At 63.3% G+C, this 22,583-nt stretch carries 22 protein-coding genes; 16 read left to right on the top strand and 6 right to left on the bottom strand.

The features are described 5' to 3' along the window. Nucleotides 1–37 precede the first annotated feature (37 nt). Nucleotides 38–1,330 carry a dicarboxylate/amino acid:cation symporter gene (locus tag ACNFBR_RS16880; protein ID WP_416735977.1) on the bottom strand — a complete coding sequence of 431 codons (1,293 nt, stop codon included), beginning with the start codon at nt 1,328–1,330 and terminating at the stop codon, nt 38–40. A gap of 470 nt (nt 1,331–1,800) precedes the next feature. Here ACNFBR_RS16880 and ACNFBR_RS16875 point away from each other — a divergent pair, with 470 nt between their 5' ends. The 9 genes from ACNFBR_RS16875 to ACNFBR_RS16835 all read left to right on the top strand — a co-directional run bounded on the left by ACNFBR_RS16875 (nt 1,801) and on the right by ACNFBR_RS16835 (nt 9,577). Next, nucleotides 1,801–2,331, top strand: coding sequence for a thiamine pyrophosphate-binding protein (locus tag ACNFBR_RS16875; RefSeq protein ID WP_416735976.1), 531 nt, complete (start codon nt 1,801–1,803; stop codon nt 2,329–2,331). After that, a complete protein-coding gene (locus ACNFBR_RS16870; protein ID WP_416735975.1) occupies nt 2,319–2,915 on the top strand; it encodes a thiamine pyrophosphate-dependent enzyme in 597 nt (198 codons plus the stop codon). The genes ACNFBR_RS16875 and ACNFBR_RS16870 overlap by 13 nt, the downstream gene beginning before the upstream one ends. A gap of 71 nt (nt 2,916–2,986) precedes the next feature. Next, a complete protein-coding gene (locus tag ACNFBR_RS16865) occupies nt 2,987–4,150 on the top strand; it encodes an acyl-CoA dehydrogenase family protein (RefSeq protein WP_416735974.1) in 1,164 nt (387 codons plus the stop codon). Nucleotides 4,151–4,205: 55 nt separating this feature from the next. Beyond that, complete coding sequence (locus ACNFBR_RS16860; protein ID WP_416735973.1) at nt 4,206–5,402, top strand: CaiB/BaiF CoA transferase family protein; 1,197 nt, start codon at nt 4,206–4,208, stop codon at nt 5,400–5,402. A gap of 53 nt (nt 5,403–5,455) precedes the next feature. After that, nucleotides 5,456–6,205 (top strand): electron transfer flavoprotein subunit beta/FixA family protein, encoded by a 750-nt coding sequence (locus ACNFBR_RS16855; protein WP_416735972.1) that lies wholly within the window; start codon nt 5,456–5,458, stop codon nt 6,203–6,205. Beyond that, nucleotides 6,205–7,134, top strand: coding sequence for an electron transfer flavoprotein subunit alpha/FixB family protein (locus tag ACNFBR_RS16850; protein ID WP_416735971.1), 930 nt, complete (start codon nt 6,205–6,207; stop codon nt 7,132–7,134). Before ACNFBR_RS16855 ends, ACNFBR_RS16850 begins: the two co-directional genes overlap by 1 nt. 13 nt (nt 7,135–7,147) lie before the next feature. Further along, nucleotides 7,148–7,990 carry an FAS1-like dehydratase domain-containing protein gene (locus ACNFBR_RS16845; protein WP_416735970.1) on the top strand — a complete coding sequence of 281 codons (843 nt, stop codon included), beginning with the start codon at nt 7,148–7,150 and terminating at the stop codon, nt 7,988–7,990. Then, nucleotides 7,987–8,802, top strand: coding sequence for an HpcH/HpaI aldolase/citrate lyase family protein (locus tag ACNFBR_RS16840; RefSeq protein WP_416735969.1), 816 nt, complete (start codon nt 7,987–7,989; stop codon nt 8,800–8,802). Before ACNFBR_RS16845 ends, ACNFBR_RS16840 begins: the two co-directional genes overlap by 4 nt. A gap of 184 nt (nt 8,803–8,986) precedes the next feature. Continuing rightward, a complete protein-coding gene (locus tag ACNFBR_RS16835; RefSeq protein WP_416735968.1) occupies nt 8,987–9,577 on the top strand; it encodes a TetR/AcrR family transcriptional regulator in 591 nt (196 codons plus the stop codon). A 45-nt stretch (nt 9,578–9,622) separates the two neighbouring features. Here ACNFBR_RS16835 and ACNFBR_RS16830 read toward each other — a convergent pair whose 3' ends face one another. The 4 genes from ACNFBR_RS16830 to ACNFBR_RS16815 all read right to left on the bottom strand — a co-directional run bounded on the left by ACNFBR_RS16830 (nt 9,623) and on the right by ACNFBR_RS16815 (nt 13,783). Beyond that, on the bottom strand, nt 9,623–10,279 hold the full coding sequence (locus ACNFBR_RS16830) for an alpha/beta hydrolase (protein WP_416735967.1): 657 nt from the start codon (nt 10,277–10,279) through the stop codon (nt 9,623–9,625). A 27-nt stretch (nt 10,280–10,306) separates the two neighbouring features. After that, nucleotides 10,307–11,482, bottom strand: a complete 1,176-nt coding sequence (locus ACNFBR_RS16825) for an MFS transporter (RefSeq protein ID WP_416735966.1) — start codon at nt 11,480–11,482, stop codon at nt 10,307–10,309. Nucleotides 11,483–11,716: 234 nt separating this feature from the next. Next, nucleotides 11,717–12,379 carry an RraA family protein gene (locus ACNFBR_RS16820; RefSeq protein WP_416735965.1) on the bottom strand — a complete coding sequence of 221 codons (663 nt, stop codon included), beginning with the start codon at nt 12,377–12,379 and terminating at the stop codon, nt 11,717–11,719. Between the two features lie 51 nt (nt 12,380–12,430). Further along, complete coding sequence (locus ACNFBR_RS16815; protein WP_416735964.1) at nt 12,431–13,783, bottom strand: MFS transporter; 1,353 nt, start codon at nt 13,781–13,783, stop codon at nt 12,431–12,433. Between the two features lie 149 nt (nt 13,784–13,932). On the opposite strand from ACNFBR_RS16815, the gene ACNFBR_RS16810 reads away from it, so the two are divergent. Then, nucleotides 13,933–14,832 carry a LysR family transcriptional regulator gene (locus ACNFBR_RS16810; protein ID WP_416735963.1) on the top strand — a complete coding sequence of 300 codons (900 nt, stop codon included), beginning with the start codon at nt 13,933–13,935 and terminating at the stop codon, nt 14,830–14,832. A 102-nt stretch (nt 14,833–14,934) separates the two neighbouring features. Beyond that, nucleotides 14,935–15,600 carry an RraA family protein gene (locus ACNFBR_RS16805; RefSeq protein ID WP_416735962.1) on the top strand — a complete coding sequence of 222 codons (666 nt, stop codon included), beginning with the start codon at nt 14,935–14,937 and terminating at the stop codon, nt 15,598–15,600. Between the two features lie 34 nt (nt 15,601–15,634). On the opposite strand, the gene ACNFBR_RS16800 is transcribed toward ACNFBR_RS16805, so the two are convergent. Next, nucleotides 15,635–15,976, bottom strand: a complete 342-nt coding sequence (locus ACNFBR_RS16800) for a hypothetical protein (protein WP_416735961.1) — start codon at nt 15,974–15,976, stop codon at nt 15,635–15,637. Between the two features lie 253 nt (nt 15,977–16,229). Between ACNFBR_RS16800 and ACNFBR_RS16795 the strand changes: the two genes are divergently transcribed. The 5 genes from ACNFBR_RS16795 (at nt 16,230) to ACNFBR_RS16775 (ending at nt 22,481) form a co-directional block, all read left to right on the top strand. Then, nucleotides 16,230–16,769 carry a winged helix-turn-helix transcriptional regulator gene (locus ACNFBR_RS16795; protein ID WP_416735960.1) on the top strand — a complete coding sequence of 180 codons (540 nt, stop codon included), beginning with the start codon at nt 16,230–16,232 and terminating at the stop codon, nt 16,767–16,769. Between the two features lie 5 nt (nt 16,770–16,774). Continuing rightward, the gene (locus tag ACNFBR_RS16790) at nt 16,775–17,911 is read left to right on the top strand and encodes an HlyD family secretion protein (RefSeq protein ID WP_416735959.1); all 1,137 of its coding nucleotides are present in this window, start codon (nt 16,775–16,777) and stop codon (nt 17,909–17,911) included. Then, on the top strand, nt 17,908–19,473 hold the full coding sequence (locus ACNFBR_RS16785; protein WP_416735958.1) for a DHA2 family efflux MFS transporter permease subunit: 1,566 nt from the start codon (nt 17,908–17,910) through the stop codon (nt 19,471–19,473). The genes ACNFBR_RS16790 and ACNFBR_RS16785 overlap by 4 nt, the downstream gene beginning before the upstream one ends. 160 nt (nt 19,474–19,633) lie before the next feature. Continuing rightward, nucleotides 19,634–20,797 carry an aromatic ring-hydroxylating oxygenase subunit alpha gene (locus ACNFBR_RS16780; protein ID WP_416735957.1) on the top strand — a complete coding sequence of 388 codons (1,164 nt, stop codon included), beginning with the start codon at nt 19,634–19,636 and terminating at the stop codon, nt 20,795–20,797. A gap of 22 nt (nt 20,798–20,819) precedes the next feature. After that, nucleotides 20,820–22,481, top strand: a complete 1,662-nt coding sequence (locus ACNFBR_RS16775) for a choline dehydrogenase (protein ID WP_416735956.1) — start codon at nt 20,820–20,822, stop codon at nt 22,479–22,481. The last annotated feature ends 102 nt before the right edge of the window (nt 22,482–22,583 follow it).

Here is a 22,583-nt window from a genome sequence, read left to right as displayed (position 1 = left end):
ACATGCCGTCGGCCAACACCTGTGCCAAGCGCTTGCCTCAAGCCGTTGACCGATCTGCTTGCGGGGCAGCAGCACGCGGGTTTACCGGCTGCACGTCCGGCGCCTGCAACTCCCCTTCCCACTTGGCCACCACTGCGGTGGCAATCGAATTACCCACGGCGTTGGTAGCCGAGCGCCCCATGTCGAGGAAGGTGTCGATACCCAGAATCAACAGCAGCCCCGCTTCAGGAATATCGAACTGCACCAGGGTAGCGGCAATTACTACAAGCGATGCCCGAGGCACCCCAGCGAGTCCCTTGGAGGTCAGCATCAAGGTCAGCAACATAAGGATCTGCGTGCCGAGGGTCATCTCGATCCCGTACGCCTGGGCGATGAACAGCACGGCGAAGGTGCAGTACATCATCGAGCCGTCGAGGTTGAAGGAGTAGCCCATGGGCATCACGAAACTGGAAATCTTGCGGCTGACCCCGAAACGGTCCAGCGCGGCGAGGAGTTTGGGGTAGGCCGATTCGGAGCTGGCCGTGGCGAACGCCAGCAGGAAAGCCTCCTTGATAAGTACCAGCAAGGCGAACACCCGCCGGCCCAGGAACATCGCCCCGGCCAGCACCAGCAACACCCACAGCAGAAACAGGCCCAGATAGAAGTCGCGCATGAACACCGCGAACGTAGCCAGGATCGACAAGCCATTGACCGCCACCGTGGCGGCCATGGCCGCCATGACTGCCAAGGGCGCCAGCTTCATGACGTAGCCGGTGATGAGCAGCATGGCTTGCGCCAGCTCATCGGCCAGGCGCACCAGGCCCTTGGCTTTTTCGCCCAGCGCCGCCAAGGCGACCCCGAAGAACAGCGAGAACACCACGATCTGCAGAATCTCGTTGTTGGCCAAGGCCTCGGCGAATGATCTGGGCACCAGGTGGGTGACAAAGGCCTTGAGGGTAAAGGCAGAAGTCTGCAGCGAAGTGGTTTCACTCACATCCGGCAGCGGTAGTGCCAGGTGCAGCCCTGGTTGCAGGAGGTTGGCCATCATCAAGCCTACCGCCAGCGACAGCAGCGAGGCCGTCAAGAACCACACCATGGCTTTGCCGAACACCCGGCCCACTGCACCGGCATCGCCCATGTGGGCGATGCCTACCACCAGGGTGGAAAACACCAGCGGCCCGATCAGCATCTTGATCAGCCTCAGGAACACGTCCGAGATGACCGAGATGTACCCGGCGGTGTGGGCGGCAGCGGCCTTGTCCGGGCTGGTGAGAAAAATAACGTAGCCGATCAGCACGCCAAGAAACATGGCCAGCAGTATCCAGCCCGCCAACGGTAGTCTGAATTTCATTGAGCACCTGTATTCAAGCAAATAGGGTCCGTCACCGCCAGGGCAGTGAACTACGGAACGAAATAGGACAGTGCAAGGTTCCGGAACCGGCAGGACGAGGATGGCGTATCGGCCAATGGCGGCTCTGCAGTGAGCCACCTGGCGAGCGTGCGCAGGTAACGAAGCAACATGGTTGGCCCTCGATCTTATTGTTGTTTTGATTCGATGGCGGCGCGGCCGCGACCGAGTCGATAACCTAACGTCTTCGCCCGCGCCCCATAAGCGCTGCGGGTGTCTATCAGCTATGCCTGCTTTCTATAACGACTGCCCCTGCTACGCGAGCCATAGCTGGGTAGGCGCGGCAGCGTGTCGAAGCGAACGTTGACCTATGCCGCCACGGCATATCTCAAAGAAAAAAACGGTAGTCGTCGTGCCCCACAACTCCCCCCATGATGAAGAAAAACAAAAGCAGCACTGCCGGGAGAGACCCCATGTCATCGCAAGAAGCCGAACAGAACTGGCAAGAGGACGTGTTTCGCGTTCTCAAGGCCCATGACGTCAAGCACATCGTATTCGTCCCGGATGCCGGCCACTCGGCAGCCATCCGCATGGCCTACGCCGACCCCGAAATCAAGGCCGTTGTGCTCACCACCGAAGAAGAAGGCATTGGCTACCTGGCCGGCGCCTGGCTGGGCGGCGAACGCGGCGCCCTCCTGATGCAGTCGAGCGGCGTCGGCAACTGCATCAACACCCTCGCTTTACAGAACTGCGCCGGCTTCCCGCTGTTGATGGTGGTCACCATGCGTGGCGACTGGGCCGAGTTCAACGCTTGGCAGAACCCCATGGGCCAGGCCACCGAAGCCTCGCTGAACCTGATGAAGGTGATGACCTGGCGCGCAGACCAGCCAGAAGACGTCGCGCCACTGCTGCACGGCGCCGCCACCATGGCCTTCAACGGCGATGCCGCCACTGCCCTGCTGCTCGGCCAGCGTCTGATCGGAGAAAAGAAATGGGTCAAGTAAGCGCCAACCACGTGCTGTGCCGCCGTGAAGTCGTCCGTACCTTGCTCGCCGATCGCGACGATGTGTTGGTGGTCACCGGCTTGGGCTCGGCCTCCTACGATGTGATGGCCGCAGGCGATCACGCCAACAACTACTACCTCTGGGCGGCCATGGGCAGCGCCATCACCGTGGGGCTGGGCCTTGCCAATGCGCAGCCGAACAAAAGCGTGGTGGTGGTCACCGGCGACGGCGAACTGCTGATGGGCTTTGGCGCCCTGGCTACGGTTGCCCTGCAGCAGCCAAAGAACCTGACCATCGTGGTGCTGGATAACGGCCACTTCGGCGAGACCGGCATGCAGGTCAGTCACGCCGGGTTCGGCATTCAACTGGACCAGGTCGCCGCCACGTGCGGTTTTACCTGGACTCAGGAAATCCGTGAGATGGACGGTGTGCATGCGTTGCGCGAGCGTTTCGCCAACCGTGACGGCGTCAAGCTGGCGACGGTGAAGATCAAGGCCGAGAACCCACCCCGCGTACTGCCGCCGCGCGATGGCCAGTACATCAAGAACCGCTTCCGCGCCGCCCTGGGCTTGCAGCCCATCTGACCGTGTTACAGGGCCGGTCGGCGGCCGAACCACGATGACGCTGCCGGCCCGGCCCCCCCAGGAGAATGATGATGCACGACAACAACAGTGAAGACCTCAACGCCATTCGTGAGGGTGTGCGCGCCCTGTGCGGCGATTTCCCGGCCGAATACTGGCGCAAGATCGACGAGGAAAAGGGCTTCCCTGAAGCCTTCGTCAAGGCCATGACCGACGCGGGCTGGCTGTCGGCGATGATTCCGGAGGCGTTCGGCGGCTCTGGTCTGGGCCTGGCCGAGGCCTCGGTGATTCTCGAGGAGGTCAATGCCTGCGGCGGCAACTCCGGCACCATCCATGGCCAGATGTACAACATGTTCACCTTGCTGCGAAACGGCAGCGAAGAGCAAAAACGCTATTACCTGCCCAAACTGGCCAGCGGCGAGCTGCGCCTTCAGTCGATGGCCGTGACCGAGCCGTCTACCGGAACCGACACCACCAAGATCAAGACCACCGCGGTTCGCCAGGGCGACAAGTACGTGGTCAATGGCCAGAAGGTGTGGATCTCGCGTGTGCAGCACTCAGACCTGATGATCCTGCTGGCACGCACCACCCCGCTCGCCGAGGTGACGAAAAAGGTCGATGGCATGTCGATCTTCCTGGTCGACCTGCGCGAGGCCATCGGCAACGGCCTGACCGTGCAACCGATCGCCAACCTGGTCAACCACGAAACCAACGAGTTGTTTTTCGATAACCTGGAAATCCCCGCCAGCAGCCTGATCGGCGAAGAAGGCAAGGGCTTCCGCTACATCCTCGACGGCCTTAACGCGGAGCGCACCCTGATTGCCGCCGAATGCATCGGCGATGGCCGTTGGTTCGTCGAGAAAGCCAGCCAGTACGCCCGCGACCGCGAGGTGTTCGGCCGGCCGATCGGCCAAAACCAAGGCGTGCAGTTCCCCATCGCCGAGGCCCATATCGAGATCGAAGCGGCCGATTTGATGCGCTGGCGCGCCTGCGCCGAATACGACAGCGGACGCAATGCCGGGGCTGCCGCCAACATGGCCAAGTACCTGGCGGCCAAGGCCAGCTGGGAGGCGGCCAACGCCTGCCTGCAGACCCACGGCGGCTTCGGCTTTGCCAACGAATACGACGTCGAGCGCAAGTTCCGTGAAACCCGCCTGTACCAGGTCGCGCCGATCTCGACCAACCTGATCCTGTCCTACGTGGCCGAGCACCTGTTGGAGCTGCCACGCTCGTTCTGATCCCGACCACCCCCGTTACTCACGGGGGCCTGCCATGACAAGAGAGACAACTACCATGAGCCAGCCCATCCGCCCCCTTGACGGCATTACCGTCATCAGCCTCGAGCACGCGATCGCGGCGCCCTTCTGCACGCGTCAGCTGGCTGATCTCGGAGCCCGGGTCATCAAGGTGGAGCGCCCCGGCAGTGGCGACTTCGCCCGGGGCTACGACCAGCGGGTCAACGGTCTGGCCTCGCATTTCGTGTGGACCAACCGCTCGAAAGAGAGCCTGGCCTTGGACCTCAAGCAGGAAATCGCCGGCGAGGTGCTCGACCAGCTCCTGGAGCAGGCCGATGTGCTGGTGCAGAACCTGGCACCGGGTGCTGCCGCGCGCCTGGGGTTGAGCTTCGAGGCGCTGCACGCGCGCTTCCCGCGGCTGATCGTTTGCGATATCTCCGGCTACGGCGCGGGCGGCCCTTATCAACAGAAAAAAGCCTACGACCTGCTGATCCAGAGCGAAGGCGGCTTCCTGTCGGTCACCGGCGGGCCAGGGGAGGACGGGATGGCCAAGGCCGGCAACTCGATCGCTGATATCGCCGCGGGCATGTATGCCTATACCGGGATCCTTTCGGCGGTGCTGCTACGGGAAAAGACCGGCGTCGGTAGCCAGGTGGAAGTGTCCATGCTCGAGGCTTTAGTCGAGTGGATGAACTACCCGCTCTACTACGCGTACGAGGGGGCCGCACCACCGTCACGTGCTGGCGCGGCGCACGCCACCATCTACCCGTACGGCCCCTTTCCGGTGGGCGACGGCAGCACCGTCATGCTGGGCCTGCAGAACGAGCGCGAGTGGCAGCTGTTCTGCGAACAAGTGTTGCAGCAACCGGCGCTGGCCAGTGACAAGCGCTTCAGCGCCAACTTCAAGCGCGTGAGCAACCGAGATGCGCTGCGCGGGCTGATCGTCGAGGCCTTCGCCGCGCTGGACTTTGCAACGGTGATCGGGCGCCTCGATGGCGCCAGCATCGCCAACGCCAAGGTCAATGACATGCAGGGCGTCTGGGCCCACCCGCAACTGCAGGCCCGCGACCGCTGGCGGCGCATCGACACCGCCGCCGGGCCCGTGCCCAGCCTGCTGCCGCCGGCCACCAGCAACGCCTATGCACCGCGCATGGATCCGGTGCCGGCGCTGGGCCAGCACAGCGAAAGCATCCTTGCCGAGCTCGGCCTGCCCCATGAACGCATACAGCAACTGCGCGCTTCAGGGGTCATCTGACCCCGTTTTTTTCACGCCCGTTGCCATCGATTGAACACAGAGTATCCCTGCCTATGAAAGTGCTGGTCGCAATCAAACGAGTGGTCGACTACAACGTCAAGGTTCGCGTCAAAGCGGACAACTCCGGCGTCGACCTTGCGAACGTCAAGATGTCCATGAATCCCTTCTGCGAGATCGCCGTGGAAGAGTCCGTGCGCCTCAAAGAGAAAAGCGCCGGTACCGAAATCGTCGTCGTTTCCGTCGGCCCGAGTACCGCCCAGGAGCAACTGCGCACCGCACTGGCGCTGGGCGCTGACCGCGCCATTCTGGTGGAGGCCGCCGATGAGCTGAACTCCCTGGCAGTGGCCAAGGCGCTGAAAGCCGTTGTCGACAAAGAACAGCCGCAGCTGGTCATCCTCGGCAAGCAGGCCATCGACAGCGACAACAACCAGACTGGCCAGATGCTGGCCGCGCTGACCGGCTACGCCCAGGGCACCTTCGCCTCCAAGGTGATCGTTGCTGGCGACAAGCTTAACGTCACCCGCGAAATCGACGGGGGTCTGCAGACCGTCGCGCTGAACCTGCCGGCTATCGTCACCACCGACTTGCGCCTCAACGAGCCGCGCTACGCGTCGCTGCCGAACATCATGAAGGCCAAGAAGAAGCCGCTGGAGACCGTCACGCCAGACGCGCTGGGCGTTTCGCTCGCCTCCACCAACAAGACCGTGAAAGTTGAAGCCCCGGCTGCCCGCAGCGCGGGCATCAAGGTCAATTCGGTGGCCGAACTGATCGAAAAGCTGAAGAACGAAGCGAAGGTGATCTGATGAGCATTCTGGTAGTTGCTGAACACGACAATCACACCCTTGCCGCCCCTACCCTGCACACCCTGGCCGCCGCTCGCCAGATCGGCGCTGACATCCTGGTGCTGGTAGCCGGCCAGGACGTGGCCGGTGTGGCGTTCGCCGCCGCACAGTGCGCTGGGGTGAGCAAAGTGCTGCTGGCTGACGATGCCGCCTACGCCCATCAGCTTGCAGAGAACGTGGCGCCCTTGGTGGCCAACCTTGGCCGCGATTTCACCCACGTGCTGGCCCCGGCCACCAGCAACGGCAAGAACCTCCTGCCGCGGGTAGCTGCGCTGCTGGATGTCGACCAGATCTCAGAGATCATTTCGGTCGAGTCCGCTGACACCTTCAAGCGTCCCATCTACGCCGGTAACGCCATTGCCACCGTGCAATCGAGCGCCGCGGTCAAGGTGATCACCGTGCGCTCCACAGGCTTTGAAGCCGCAGCGGCAGAAGGCGGCGACGCGCCAATCGAGACCCTGGCTGACGCTGCAGATGCAGGCCTGTCGGCATTTGTCGGCGAAGCACTGGCCAAGTCCGACCGCCCCGAGCTGACCGCCGCCAAGATCGTAGTGTCGGGCGGACGTGGCATGGGCAACGGAGACAACTTCAGCCACCTGTATAGCCTGGCCGACAAGCTCGGCGCTGCGGTCGGCGCTTCGCGTGCGGCGGTCGACGCAGGCTTCGTGCCCAACGACATGCAGGTCGGCCAGACCGGCAAGATCGTCGCGCCGCAGCTGTACATCGCCGTCGGTATCTCCGGCGCGATCCAGCACCTGGCCGGCATGAAGGACTCCAAGGTCATTGTCGCCATCAACAAGGACGAAGAAGCACCTATCTTCCAGGTGGCCGATTACGGCCTGATCGGTGACCTGTTCGAGATCGTCCCGGAACTGACTTCGACACTGTAAAAGGATAAGAATAATGAGCACACCTGCACCCCAAACGTGGATCGGCCGCAGCGAGACCGTCCACGACTGCATCAGCCATAACCTGGCCAAGCGTATTGCCGCCACCTTGAGCGAGCCGGCCCCCGCCCCTGGCGATGACTTGCCCGCACTCTGGCACTGGGCGTTTTTCCAGGAACCTGTCGAAGCGGCCGGCCTGGGGGGCGACGGCCATCCGGCGCGGGGCGGGTTTCTGCCCCCGGCGGACAACCGCAACCGCATGTGGGCCGGGGGCCGCCTGGAGTTCATCCGCCCCCTGCGGGTCGATGCCCAGGTATCGCGCCGCTCGATCATCCTCAATGTCGAGGAAAAGCACGGGCGTACCGGCTCTCTGCTGTTCGTCACCGTGCAGCATGAATATGTGCAGGATGGGCAACGGGTACTGGTCGAAGAGCAAGACATCGTCTACCGCGAACCCTCGCCGCCCAAGCTTGGCGGCACCGAACCGTTGCCCCACGGCGACTGGAGTGAAAGCGTGCAGCCAGACCCGACGCTGCTGTTTCGCTACTCGGCGGTAACCTTCAACGGCCATCGCATCCATTACGACTGGCCATACGTCACCGAAACCGAAGGTTATCCGGGGCTGGTGGTGCACGGCCCGCTGATCGCCACGTTGAACCTGCGTGCCTTCGTGCGAGCCAACCCACAGCTCAGCGTACGCCGCTTCAGCTACCGCGGTGTGCGCCCGCTGATTTGCCCGGATCTCTTTGAGGTCGGTGGGCGGTTGATCGGCGATGGCAAGGCGCAGGTCTGGGCGGGTAATCAGGCAGGCCAGGCGCAGGTAGGTGAAATCGAATTCGCCCAGGGGGCACGCCCATGAGCGCAGAAGTCGTACGTAGCGCGCTGTTTGTGCCGGCTACCCGTCCAGAGCGCATCCCCAAGGCCTTGGGCAGTGGCGCCGACCGGGTCATCGTCGACCTTGAGGATGCCGTTGAAGAGGCGCTCAAGGAACAGGCGCGCGACAACCTTGAGCGGTTTCTCCGCGATCAGCCCCAGGCCCAGGTGCTAGTGCGCGTCAACGCGCCCGGGCACTGGGCCCATGAGGCAGACCTGGCGGTGTGCCAGCGCCATGCAGGGGTTCTCGGCATCTTGCTGCCCAAGGCCGAAACCGTCGCCCAGATCGAACGTGCCCATGCCACCGGCAGGGCGGTGTGGCCAATCATCGAAAGTGCCAAGGGCCTGGCCGCCCTGCCCTCGCTGGCCGCAGCGGCTGGCGTCGAGCGGCTGTCCTTCGGCAGCCTGGACTTGGGTTTGGACCTGAGCCTTGCCACGGGCAGCGCGGCCGCCGAACAGGTGTTGGGGCACGCCCGTTACGCGGTGTTGCTGCACAGCCGCGTCGCCGGGCTGGCCGCACCACTGGACGGCGTGTTCCCGGCCATTCAGGACACTGACGGCCTGCAGCGCCAAGTGCGCTTCGCCCGCGACATGGGCTTTGCCGGCGCCCTGTGCATCCACCCTGGCCAGGTCAACGTGATTCACGCTGCACTCAAGCCTTCCGCTGCCGAGCTGGACTGGGCACATCGAGTGGTTGAACAAGCCGAAATGGGTACTGGCGTGTTCACCCTGGATGGCCAGATGGTCGACGCGCCGGTGATCCTGCGTGCCCGGGCCATGCTGCTCCAAGCGGGGTGACGCTCCCTTTATCGCTCCCGGCATCGCACACCACCTCTGTTCTGACGCGCAGCGGTAAGCGGTACCGGGGGCACCTATTCAGAGAGGTATCCAATGGGTCTGACGACTGGCAAACACCGGCCCCGACGCCATTGCAAACGCCTGCTGTACCGGGTGCTGCGCGCGCTTTCGAGGCTGCCGGCCTATGCTTGAAGCCGCCCGTGCCTGCCCCTCCCCCCTGACCTTGGCTGCAACCGAACTGATGGTCGAGATTGGCTATACCGCCATGACCATGAGGAAGCTGGCCCAGCGTGCCGGCATTCTCCCCGGCAGCCTCTACCATCACATCGATTGCAAGCAGGATCTGTTGCTCAACGTGGTGCTCGACATCGTTGAACGCCGCAAGCAGGCCTGGGAAGGCGGCTGCCACCCGTTGGATTTGCAGGGCCATGTGCGCTTCGCGCTGGCACGACAAGTTGCCTTTCCCCAGGAGGAGATGATCCTTCGTCACGAGGTCAGGCACCTCGACGATAACCATAAACTCTGGCTGGAGCGGGCGCTGGGACAACTGGCCCGCCCCTTGCGACTGATCATCGAACAGGGGTGTGCAACGGGTCGCTACCAGGTGAGCGACCCCGCTCGAGCCACTGTTGCGATCTTGGCGATCATCGAGAGTGCCAACAGCCTGCGGGGCGGTAGCGCGGGCTTCGATGAAACCTGGATCGAGCAGCACATCCTGCGGGTATGCGACAGCGTGCTGCAGCCCGAGCGATTCCCGCCTGGCAGGCTGCCGTGAATGCTTCCGCGTTGGCGGCGCTGCCTGCCTGGCAGGCATGGGCTTCTAGGCCGGGCGCTCGGGCCGTTTGTGCTCCAGATAGCGGCAGACTTCTTCTGCGACCCGCCCCAGGCAACCTTTGAAAAAGTGGTCGGCGCCGGCGTACACCGATACGCTGCGCTGCTCACCTGCCGCCCAGCCCAGCAAGTTGCCCAACGGAGCCATTTGGTCGCGCTCGCCGTGCATCAGCAGGCAGTCGTCGGGCAGGTCCTGGGCCGGGTAAGAGCGGCCCCCCGGAACATCACCGACTGGCAGCCCCAACAGGGCCAAGGCATCGAACTCTCCTGCCGCTGCGCAGGCCAGCCTGGCGAACACATGGGCGCCGTAGGAGAAACCGATCAAGGCGATGGGCAGCCCTGGCATGATTCCGGCCATGTGCCTGAGCACCACCTGGCTGTCCTGCGTCTCGCCGATGCCGCCATCATGGGCGCCTTCGCTCAACCCCACCCCACGAAAACTCGGTCGCACCACCAGCCAGCCGCTGGCACACAACTGCCGGGCAAGGGTCACTGGCACGATGTGCCGGGGGCTGCCGCCCAGCAGCGGTTGCGGGTGGCTGACGATCGCCACCCCCTTCGGCGGGATCGATGGATGATCGAGCAACAGGTGGAGCTTGCCCACCGGGCCATCGATCAGCAGTTCTTCACGGTCCAGCTGTGACATTGCAATTGACTCCTCGATTGTACGGACTCACGCAGGCCGACCCGGCAGTGATCGAACGACCAGCAGTACCAGCACGACGTTGACGAACGCCAAGGCAGAGAGGGTTGCCAGCACCCCCATGGCACCAAAGTGCTGGAGCAGGTACCCGCCGACCAGTGGCGTCAGCGCCTGACCGATCAACGAAGGCCGCGACATCTTGCCCATCAGTGCCACGTACTGTGTCGGCGGCATCAGCGCCAGGGGCAGCAAACCCCGGACAATGGCCCGCAGGCCATTACCGCAGCCGTAGAGCAACAGCCCCAGTGCCGTCGCGCCAGGTGCCAAGGCAACCAGGGCCACGCCTGCGGCCACCAGCACTGATGACACCAGCGCAGTCCAGATCGGGTGTCGCTTGCGGGCGAGAATCTGCAACACGCGCGAGGCCACCTGGCTGGGCCCCAATAGCGCACTCAGGGCGATCGCCGTGGCCAGGCTGTGGCCCAAACCCTGCAGCACTGCCACCAGCTGCACTGAAACCGCGGTCATGATGATCGCGCCGATTGCGAAGATCCACACCAGCGACAGGTACAAACGTCGGTCGACACTGACATCGGTGGCCGCCACCACAGGCTTGTTCGTGGATCCGTGCTGACCCGCCGGCAATACCCACAGGTACAACGGCGCGACCACGACGATCAGCAGCAATGCATAAGCGGTGCAGGTGGCTCGCCAGCCGAACTGCTCGATGGCGAACGCCACCAACGGCCAGGTGGTGGTGGTGGCAAAACCAGAGATCAAGGTAATGCCGGTGATCGCCCTGCCCGCCCGTTCGCCATACAACGCGCCGAGGGTGGCAAACAGGGCTTCGTAAAGTCCGAAGGCCATGCCGGCGCCAATGATGACCCAGGCCAGCAGGAACACTTGCAGGCTGTGGGCATTGGCAACGATCAGCAGCCCTGCCCCCACCACGACCCCACTCGCGGCCAGCTGCCGGCGCCCACCGAAGCGTGCGACCAAACGGCTCGACAGCGGCGCCAGCAGTGCGGACACCATCAAGCCCAGCGACAGCGCGCCATAGACCCAATGGCCATCCCAGCCGGTCTCGCGCAGGATGGGCTCGCCCATGACCGCCAGTAGAAAGAATGACCCACCCCAGACCATGATCTGGAGTACCCCCAGGCAAAAGATGCCGATGGGTCCGGGGAGACGTAGAGCAGCGTTCACAAAAGGCCTTCAGGTACGCAGGACATCGACGCCGGTACTCACCGTCGCCAAACGTGTTTCGAGGGGGCGCCGCATCGCGCGACTGCGCAAGTTTACGGGGATGGGTGAAGCGCTGCTATTCAATCCCGGCATTTCAGGTATGCGGGTGACCCAGAGACGATGCCTTCGGTCGCGGCCAAACCGGCATGCCCGCTTCGAGCGAAGCGGGCATGCCGGAGGCAGGGCATGGCGCCTTTACCCTTTGCGCTGCAGGGTGTGGTAACCGAGCTCCTCACGGGCCTGCTTCAGGGTTTTGCCCTGGCTGATGGCGGCGCGGATATCGGCCTCCACGGCTTCAATCTGCCGGGCAAGCTGAGCGACGTCACGGGCGCGCCCGCGTGGTACCACCACTACACCATTGGCGTCAGCCACCACGATATCCCGAGCGCAGACCCGCGCCTGGCCGATGGACACCGGCTCGTTGACCGCCCCGACCTCGACCCGATCCTTGCCGGTGCGCATGAAACGGCCCTTGGTGAACAGCGGGTAGCCGTCACCCAGCGCCTTGTTGACATCGCGGCAGACGCCGTCGATCACCGTGGCGGCGATTTTTCGCGAGCCGGCATACTGGGTCATGATGTCGCCCCAAACGGTGCAATCGGTGCGCCCATCATTGTCGATCACTACCACATCGCCTTCGCCCACCTCCTCGATGAAATCACCCACGGTACCGGGCGGTACGCTGGCGGACACATAGCGGACGGTGAATGCAGGGCCGATCACGACTTGTTTGTAGTCGGCCAGCGGCATCACGCCTAAGCACTGCCCCGCCAGGCCCAGCTTGTCCATGGCATCGGACACGCTGGGGGTGTCGAGGCCCTCGAACAGCGCGACCAGTTGTTTGTCTTCGGTATTCATCAGCAACTCCTTGGAACGATAATCAAATGAGGGAATGAGCAGGGAAAAGCCTCAGGACCTAGCGGTTCTGGGGACCGGTTCGATAATGGTCAACAACAATACGAAACTGACCAACGAACCGATCGCCAGGTAGGAGAAGACGTAGCTCCAGCCATAGCTGTCGAGCAACAGACCGGTCAGGGATGGCGTGGCCGCGGCACCCAACTGGCCAACCATGTTGACGATGGCGTTGGCAATCGGGAACGTCTGTTTGCTGGCCAATGCCATGGGGTAGACCATATACGAGGAAAAGCCCAGGCTCAGCACAACGCCCGTGGCCATCAGCAGCAGCCCATACGCCAACGGGTCAGCAGGCGAATTGATCAGCAGGTACATCATCACCGAGGTACCCAGCGCCGACAGCAGCATCCCGGGCTTGCGGCGCCCAGCCAGCCAACGGTCCGAGCAATAGCCCCCCAGCAGGTTGCCCAGCACGGCGCCGACCCAAGGCGCCGCCGAGACCAGCCCCATGTTCATCACAGAGAAGCCCTTGACGGTCATCAGGTAGGTCGGGATCCAGGCCAGCAGCACGCTGGACACGCCCAGCTGGAAGCAGTAGCTCAGCGCGCTGCCCCAGATCTGCCACGAGCCGAACACCTGGCGTCGGGTTTCAAGCTGCGCAACTTCGCGGCGCCGAATGAAGGCATCCAAGCGACCGAAGTTACGGGCTGCGGGGCGCCCGGCATTACTGCCGGCCTGTGCCTGGCTAGCGCCGACCGCCGCCGGAGCGCTGATGTAGTCCAACTCTGCCTGGTTGACGAAGCGGCTCTTGGAGGGGTGGTCTGCGACCATGAAGTACCAGGCGATCGACAGCAGGATCCCCGGTACGGCGAAGAAGTAGAACACCTCGCGCCAGCCCCACACCGAGATGATCACGGCGCACAGGGGCGGCACGATGACCGGGCCGAACTTCACTGCCGACAGAAAGATTCCGGACGCGATGCCCTTTTCCCGGGGCGGGAACCAGTTGTTGATGGTGGTCGTCATGCTGATCGGCAAAGGACCTTCCGCCACGCCAAGCCCCAGGCGATAGAGCTTCAATGCCAGCAGAGAGCCTGCCGTACCGACCAGGCCGGTCAGCACCGAGGTCATGATCATTGCGCCGGGCAGGATACGGCTGACACCGAACTTGCTGAACGCCAGCCCGGCAGGAATCTGGGCCAGTGCATAGGCCAGCAGGAACAGGCTCATGAGCCCACCGGCCTGGGCGTTGCTCATCTCGAATTCCTGCCGAATGAACGGTAGTGCGACACCGAGATTGGCCCTGTCCGCCGCTGCAATGGTGTAAATGGAAAAGATCATCCCGGCAACGATCCAGCGGTAACTGCTGCGCCCTTTGGCATGGGCCATTTCAGCGGTCGACATAGTTTGCACACCCTTGTTGTTGTAATTCGAGGGTAATCTAGGCACGGCAATACAAGAAAAAAAGCGACAAAAACTCAACTCAAATCATCGCTTTTAGTGGACAATTGCCACCCCACTCGTCATACAGCAATCCTGCCGAGGTAGCCCACGTGATCACCCTGAAGCAGATCGAAGCCATTTACTGGATTGTCGAGCTTGGCAGTTTCGAGGCCGCCGCCGCCAAACTGAACATGTCGCAGTCGGCGATATCCAAACGGGTCCAGGAGCTGGAGGACGCCTTCGGGGTGTCGATCTTCGATCGCTCGAAGCGCAGTGCCCGGCTTACCCAGAAGGGCATCGAACTGCATGGCTGCGCAGTGGATATGCTTCGCCAGCGTGATGACATGCTTGAACGCATCAGCTCGAAGGAAACGCTGATCAGGCGGTTTCGCCTTGGGGTAACGGAACTCACCGCGCTCACCTGGCTGCCCTCACTGGTCGAGCGCATTCATCAGACCTACCCAAGGGTCGACCTGGAGCCTTCCATCGAACTCAGCACCGACCTGTTGCGGGGGCTGGAAGACGATGAACTGGACCTCATCGTGGTGCCCGACATCTTCCACGATCCGCGCTTCATCAGCACGTCGTTGCAGGCCGTGGAAAACGCCTGGATGTGCGCGCCCGCCTTGTACCCTGGCGATGGCGCTATCGACCTGCACACGCTGTCTAGCTTCACCGTACTGACCCAGGGCGGCAGTTCCGGGACTGGCCAAACCTACGAGCGCTGGCTGGCCGAACATGACATCCGCCTGGGCAAGACCCTGACCAGCAACTACCTCGTGGCACAAGTTGGCCTGACCATCTCCGGTGTCGGTATCAGCTACCTGCCACTCGCTTGCATGGGCACACTGATCGCCCAGGGGCGCTTGAAAGTGATTCACACGCAGCAGCCACTACCCACCATCAACTACGTATGCGTTCACCGGGCCGACCGATATCAGGGGCTGACGGTTGAAGTGGCCCGCCTCGCCCAGCAAGCCTGTAACTTCAATCGACTTATCATCACCTGAGGCGATGTTTTCCGATTAAAAAATATCGCTAAAAGCAAAGGCTTTTCTCTCCTACCATCGCCGTACACCCCGATGGTTACCCCTTCATACAGGAGAATGAGCATGTCATTACCCGGGTCCCGCATCCTCGCTTCACCCCCTCTGGCGCCCACCTCGCTCATCGAAGCGTTCGCTTCGGTGGTCACCCCGCACATTAGCGACAACCTTGGTCGCCACATCGGCGCCAGGGGCCTGACCCGCTACAACACAACGGGCAAACTGGTGGGTACCGCACTGACCATCAAGACCCGGCCCGGCGACAATCTCTATATCTACAAGGCCCTGACCTTGCTGGAACCTGGCCACGTACTGGTGATCGACGCCCAAGGCGACACCAACAATGCGGTCATTGGCGAGCTCATCAAGCTCTACGCCGAACAGCGCGGCTGCGTGGGTTTCATCGTCGACGGGGCGATTCGCGATGTGGATTCGTTCCGTTCCAGCCCCTGTTACGCACGGGGTGTCGTGCATTGCGGGCCTTACAAGAGCGGCCCGGGCGAAATCAACGTGCCGGTGTCGGTTGGCGGCATGCTGGTGAACCCGGGTGACATCATCGTCGGTGACGAGGATGGCGTCGTGGCCTTCCCCCTGGCGGTAGCTGAACAGGTGCTGACCCAGGCCCGCGCTCATGAAGCCCATGAAGCGCGCGTAAAGGCTGAAATCGCCACTGGGGCGGTGGATCAGTCCTGGCTGGACAAGGTGCTGGAAAAGGCCGGGTTGGCGGATTGAAACCCGCTGTCGATCAGCCCGCTCCATCCAGCGCTTAAGGTAGCGTCAGGGTAATCACATAACTGCCTTGAGTCAGCGCCTGGCCATGGCTATCGACCAACCTGTACTGCTGGTTCGTGCCTCGGCGGTCGTCAACCCGTACAACCTGTGCATCCCCTGTCTGGCGATCCACGCGCTGGATGTCAACAGCGTTGGCGCGCGCCTGTGGCGGGCAGTCATCCATCCACAAAACCGCCTGTCCCGTCGATGCCCGGCACAACGGCGCGACGACACTGCCAGTGAACCGCAGCACGCCCGAACTGGCCGTAGCCGCCTGAGCCTCGCTGACCATGCCCAAAAAAGCGGCTGCACACCATGCAATTGCCTTCGCATTCATTTTTTCACTCTCCAGTGAGCCCACGCTGTTCAGACTATGCGATTGCCGGAGCCAGGCTCGACGCGCGTGTGACGCAGTTCACAAGGCGAAAAACTAAAGACCCGACCCCGCGACGTGCCTTTCGCCATTGTCCAGCCCCTGAGTCTGCTGCCGGCACGACGAGCGGCATCAGCACCACGGCAATAGTAACTTGCATAATGAAAGTTACTGGCAGATAGTGAACTCACCCCAGGATGCCCCCGAGTTCCACGCCATGAAAAAAGCCAGCTTCCAACCCATGCCCTGCCCAGTAGCCCGCGCGCTCGAACACATCGGCGATGGCTGGAGCCTGTTGGTCCTGCGCGACGCGTTCTATGGCTTGCGCCGGTTCGATGAGTTCCAGCACAGCCTGGGCATCGCCACCAATACGCTTACCCGTCGTCTGACCGATCTGGTCAACGCAGGCCTGCTCGAACGCCGTCCCTACCAGAACAACCCGCCGCGCTTCGAGTACCTGCTCACCGAGGCCGGGCGCGATCTGCGCCCAGTGATCCTGACCTTGATGGCGTGGGGCGCGAAGCACGCCGACGGTTCGCACAAGGTCTACCTGGCCGATGAGCGCACCGGCGAGCCAGTCGCCCTGGCGCTCATGGACGCCAACACAGGCAAACCCATCACCGTGGACGAGCACCGGCTGCGTATCGCCCCCGATGCCGACCCGCTGACCCATTGGCGTGCTGAAACCGGGCAGGCCTACCGCCAAGGCAACACCTTGGTAACCCCCTTCCCCACACAGGCCTCTTCAGAGGGTTGACCGTCATGAACGCACACGTTGGCGTGGCCCCCGACCCGGTGGACGACACCGAAGTAGTCGCAAAGAAACCCATCGGTAGAAAAACCCTCCTGCGCATGGTGCTAGCGACGCTTACGGTGGCTGGCGCTGCGGGTTATGCCAACCACTGGTGGAGCCATGGCCGCTTTATCGAAGACACCGACGATGCCTACGTGGGCGCGGACGTCACCGTGATCAGCGCCAAGGTGCCAGGCTTTATCGCCGAGGTCGCGGTGGTGGACAACCAGTTCGTCAAAGCCGGTGACCTGCTGGCGCGGATCGATGCACGCGACTACAACGCCGCCCTGGCCAAAGCAGACGGTGCGGTCGCCGCGCAACGTGCTCGCCTTGCCAACCTCGACGCGGTAGAACAGTTGCAACATGCGGTTATCAGCCAGGCCAAAGCCCAGATCGATGCACGCAACGCCGAGGCCCAGCGGGCCATGAACGACAAGGTCCGCTACCAGAGCCTGGTCAGCAGCCAAGCGGTATCGGTGCAAAGCGCCCAACGCGTCGAAGCCACCTGGAAAACCGCGCAAGCCGACCGTATCCACGCCGAAGCAGGCCTTTTGGCCGCGCGTCAGCAACTGGCGGTGATCGATACGCAACGCCAGCAGACAAGGGCCGCGCAGGCTCAGGCCGAGGCGGATAGGGAGCAGGCGCGGCTCAATATCACCTACACCGAACTACGCGCGCCGGTAGATGGCTACGTGGGCAACCGCCGAGCCAAGGTCGGCGCCTTTGCCGCATCCGGCAGCCAGTTGATCGCTGTAGTGCCCGCCCACGGTTTATGGGTGGACGCCAACTTCAAGGAAGACCAGCTCGCGCACATGCACGTCGGCCAGGCTGTCAGTGTCACCGCCGATATCTTGCCGGGCCGTACCTTCCATGGCCGCATCGACAGCATCGCGCCGGCCACCGGCGCGCAGTTCAGCGTACTTCCGCCAGAAAACGCCACAGGCAACTTCACCAAGATCGTGCAGCGCGTGCCGGTGCGGGTTCGCCTGGAGGGCAGCGACGCCGACTTTGGCGCCCTGCGCCCCGGCCTATCCGTGATCGCCGAAGTCGATACCCGGGCGCAGGCCCTGCCGCAAGCGAAGCTGGCATCGGCAGCCCGACCATGAACGGCGCCCTGCCCGTCCTCACCCCCGCACAAAAAATCACGGCCTTTGCCACCCTGTGCGTGGGGATGTTCATCGCCTTGATCGATATTCAGATTGTCTCGGCATCGCTCAAGGACATCGGCGGCGGGCTCTCCGCTGGCGCAGACGACACCGCCTGGGTGCAAACGGCCTACCTGATTGCCGAGATCATCGTGATTCCCCTGTCCGGGTGGCTGTCACGGGTCATGAGCACACGATGGCTTTTCGCGGCATCGGCGGCCGGCTTCACCCTCACCAGCCTGCTGTGCGCATTGGCCTGGAACATTCAGAGCATGATTGCCTTTCGTGCCATGCAGGGTTTTCTTGGCGGGTCGATGATCCCGCTGGTGTTCACCACCGCGTTCATCTACTTCACCGGCAAGCAGCGGGTGATCGCCGCCTCGGTCATCGGTGCCATCGCATCGCTCGCCCCCACGCTGGGCCCTGCGGTCGGCGGCTGGATCACCGACGTTTCGTCCTGGCACTGGCTGTTCTACGTCAACCTGGTGCCTGGCCTGTTCGTCACCATCGCCGTACCGCTGCTGGTCAAGGTCGACCACCCCAACCTGAATTTGCTCAAGGGCGCCGATTACCTGGGCATTGGATTGATGGCGCTGTTTCTGGGTTGCCTGGAGTACACCCTGGAAGAAGGGCCGCGCTGGAACTGGTTCAGCGACACCACGATTTCTGCCACGGCTTGGCTGGCTGGCATCTGCGGTGTGCTGTTCATTTGGCGCAGCCTGACGATCGAAGACCCTATCATCGACTTGCGAGCCCTGCGCGACCGTAACTTCGCCTTGGGCTGCCTGTTTTCCTTCATTACCGGTATCGGCATTTTCGCAACCATCTACCTCACGCCTCTGTTCCTCGGCCGTGTGCGCGGCTATGGCGCGCTGGATATCGGCCTGGCGGTGTTTTCCACTGGCGTGTTTCAACTGCTGGCGATTCCGGTGTATGCCTTTCTTGCCAACCGGGTGGACCTGCGCTGGATTCTGATGCTGGGCTTGGCACTGTTTGGCATTTCGATGTGGGATTTTTCATCGATCACCCATGATTGGGGCGGCAAAGAGTTGCTGTTGCCTCAAGCCATTCGAGGGTTTGCCCAGCAGATGGCCGTACCACCGACCGTGACCCTAACCCTGGGCGCGCTTTCGCCAGCACGCCTGAAGCTCGCCTCGGGCTTGTTCAACCTGATGCGCAACCTGGGCGGCGCACTCGGGATCGCCGTCTGCGCCACGGTACTCAACGACCGTACCAACCTGCATTTCCTGCGCCTGGCCGAGCACCTGAACGTTGCAAACGAAACGATGAACAGCTGGCTCGAACAATGGCGCAGCAACGCCCAAGCCCTCGGCCAGGACAGCCTGGATGCCAGCCATACCGCGCTGCGCCAGCTCTGGGCATTGACCTGGCGCGAAGCACAAACCCAAACCTACGCCGACGCCTTCCTGGTGATCATGGCGTGTTTCGCCGCCGCCACGCTGCTGGTGCCCTTGATGCGCAAGGTACAGCCCCCGGCGCAGCCTTCCGCCGACGCCCATTGACCCTTCTTGCGGCCTGTGCAGCGCCGGCTTGGTCTCGGCGCCGCGCACATCGGCGAATGTTGTCGCTTTCCATCAAGAGCAGCCCCTCGCCCTCCCCTAGATTAACTCCCGAGCGAGCCCCTGACCGAACCCAAGGGGCAGTGTCTGGAGGAGACCAGCCATGCAATCCGTCGAGCAGTTCAAACACAGCACTTCCACTGCAGAATGGGCCGAACAGCGCCCGGAACTCGCTTTTACCCTCCCTTCGCGGTATTTCTTCGACGAGCAGATCTTCGCCGCCGAACGCGACCGCATCTTCATGAGTGCCTGGCACCTGGCCGGCCATCGCAACGAGTTCGCCGAGCCTGGGCAGTTCGTGGTTTGCGACATGTTCGACCAGAGCGTGGTGGTGGCCTGTGGCAACGATGGCAAGATCAATGCCTTCCACAACGTCTGCCAGCACCGTGGCAATCGCCTGCTGGATGTACGTCGCGGCAGCGACACCCGAGTGCTGCGCTGCGCCTACCACTCCTGGTGCTACGAAATGGACGGCAGCCTGCGCAGCGCGCCACGCAGCGAACGCCTGATCGCCTTCGACAAACAGCAGTTCAACATTCCCAAGGTCCGCGTCGAAGAGCTCGGCGGCTTCGTCTACTTCAACTTCGACGCCGAAGCGCCCGCGCTGGCCGAGCTGTTCCCCGGTGCCGACGAAGAGATGCGCGCCGTGTTCCCCGACCTTGGCAAGATGCGCCTGATCGAGGAGCAGGATGTGATCGTGCCGGCCAACTGGAAGGTGATCATGGACAACTCCATCGAGGGCTATCATTTCAAACTGTCCGGCCCGTGCCATATCGACCTGGCCAAGCTGATCGACTTCAAGGGCTACCGCCTGACCAAGCGCGACAACTGGTGGACCTACATCGCACCGGCCAACCAGCAGGCCGAGGAAGCCTATGGCGTCAAACTGAGCGGGCCACGCAACCCGGACGAGCGCTTCTTCAACATCGGGCTGTGGCCGAACAACACTTTCTATACCTTCCCCTTCTCGGCGTTTCTCGGCACCTTCATCATGATCCCGCTGGATGCCGAGCGCTCGCTGCTGCGCTTTGGCTATTACAGCCCGCACGAGCAGGTTCCAGAGGTTTCCCATGCCTGCATGAAGTGGATGAACGAAGACCTCGGCCCCGAGGACATCGAGCTCAACATCAGCGTGCAGAAAGGCCTGCGTTCGCTCGGCTACGACCAGGGCCGCTACATGATCGACGCCGAGCGCAGCAACGAAAGCGAGCACCTGGTGCATCACTTCCACAAGCTGGTGTTCGATGGCATCGGTGCAGGCCGCTGACCCCTGGCATGGGAGAGCCTTTATGCTCGGGCATGAATACGACTATGTGATCATCGGTGCCGGCTCGGCCGGCTGTGTACTGGCCAAGCGCCTGGGAGAGAACCCGGCACTGCGCATCCTGGTGCTGGAGTCCGGCCCGCCGGACGCCAGCTGGACCATCGACATGCCCTCGGCAGTGGGCATCGTGGTGGGCGGCACGCGCTTCAACTGGTGCTACACCAGCGAACCGGAGCCGGGCCTGGACGGCCGGCGCATCGGCACGCCACGCGGGCGTACCCTGGGCGGCTCCTCGTCGATCAACGGCATGGTCTACATCCGTGGCCATGCCCGCGACTACGACGGCTGGGCCGCGCAAGGCTGCGAAGGCTGGAGCTACCGCGAAGTGCTGCCCTACTTCATGCGGGCGCAAAACCATCGCGACGGTGCCAACGCCTACCGCGGTGCAACCGGGCCGCTGTACGTCACCCCTGGCGATACCTCGCCGCCACTGTGCCAGGCCTTCATCGCGGCCGGCCAGCAAGCCGGCTATGGCGTGAGCAGCGACCTCAATGGCCATCGCCAGGAAGGCTTTGGCCCGGTCGACCGCACCACCCGCGACGGCAAGCGCTGGAGTACCGCGCGCGGCTACCTGGCCGAAGCACTCAAAGGCGGCAACGTCACCGTCGCCACCTCGGCGCTGAGCCGGCGGATTCTGTTCGACGGCGCCCACGCCTATGGGGTGGAGTTTGAAATGGACGGGACGGTGCAGCAGGTGCGCGTGCGCCAGGAGGTGCTACTCAGCGCGGGCGCCATCAACTCACCGCAACTGCTGATGCTTTCTGGTGTCGGCCCGGCCCAGGACCTGCAGCGCCTGGGCATCCCGCTGGTGCACGACCTGCCGGGAGTGGGCCAGCGCCTGAACGACCATCCCGATACCGTGGTGCAATACCGCTGCAAGCAGCCGGTGTCGATCTACCCCTGGACGCGCGCGCCGGGCAAGTGGCTGATCGGCGCGCGCTGGTTCGCCAGCCACGATGGGCTGGCGGCGAGTAACCATTTCGAGGCGGGCGCGTTCATCCGCTCGCGGGCCGGGGTGGAGTTTCCCGACCTGCAACTGACCTTCATGCCGCTGGCGGTCCAGCCAGGCAGCGTCGACCTGGTGCCCGAACACGCCTTCCAGGTGCACATCGACCTGATGCGCCCCACTAGCCTGGGCAGCGTCAGCCTGGTCAGCGCCGACCCGCACCAGGCGCCGCGCATCCTCTTCAACTACCTCACCACCGAGCGCGACCGCGCCGACATGCGCGCAGGTGCCCGCCTGGTACGCGAGATCCTCGCCCAGCCCGCCATGCGTGCCTACGCCGGTGACGAACTGGTGCCCGGTGCCGATCAGGTCAGCGATGCGCAGCTCGACGCCTGGGCGCGGCGCATCACCGAGACGGGCTACCACGCCAGCGGCACCTGCAAGATGGGCCCGCCCAGCGACCCCGAGGCCGTGGTCGACCCACAATTGCGCGTGCACGGCCTGCGTGGGCTGCGGGTGGTCGATGCGTCGATCATGCCGCAGATCGTCAGCGGCAACACCAATGCGCCCACGGTGATGATCGCCGAGAAGGCCAGCGACCTGATCCGTGGTCACACCATGCTTGCCGCAAGCGATGCACCGGCGTGGGTCCACCCACGCTGGCATGAATGCCAGCGCTGAAGGGTGCTTGCCAAAGCCGGCCCACTGCGCTTGCATAGGCGCAGCGGGCCTTTCCTGTTAACGAGGCACCGGCCAATGCAGCCGGCGCCCATTGCCTAGCCT

The sequence above is a fragment of the Pseudomonas sp. NY11955 genome (genome assembly GCF_048068035.1).
Taxonomy (GTDB): domain Bacteria; phylum Pseudomonadota; class Gammaproteobacteria; order Pseudomonadales; family Pseudomonadaceae; genus Aquipseudomonas.
The sequence above is the reverse complement of the archived record's forward strand: the minus strand, read 5'-3'. Positions and strand labels throughout refer to the sequence as shown.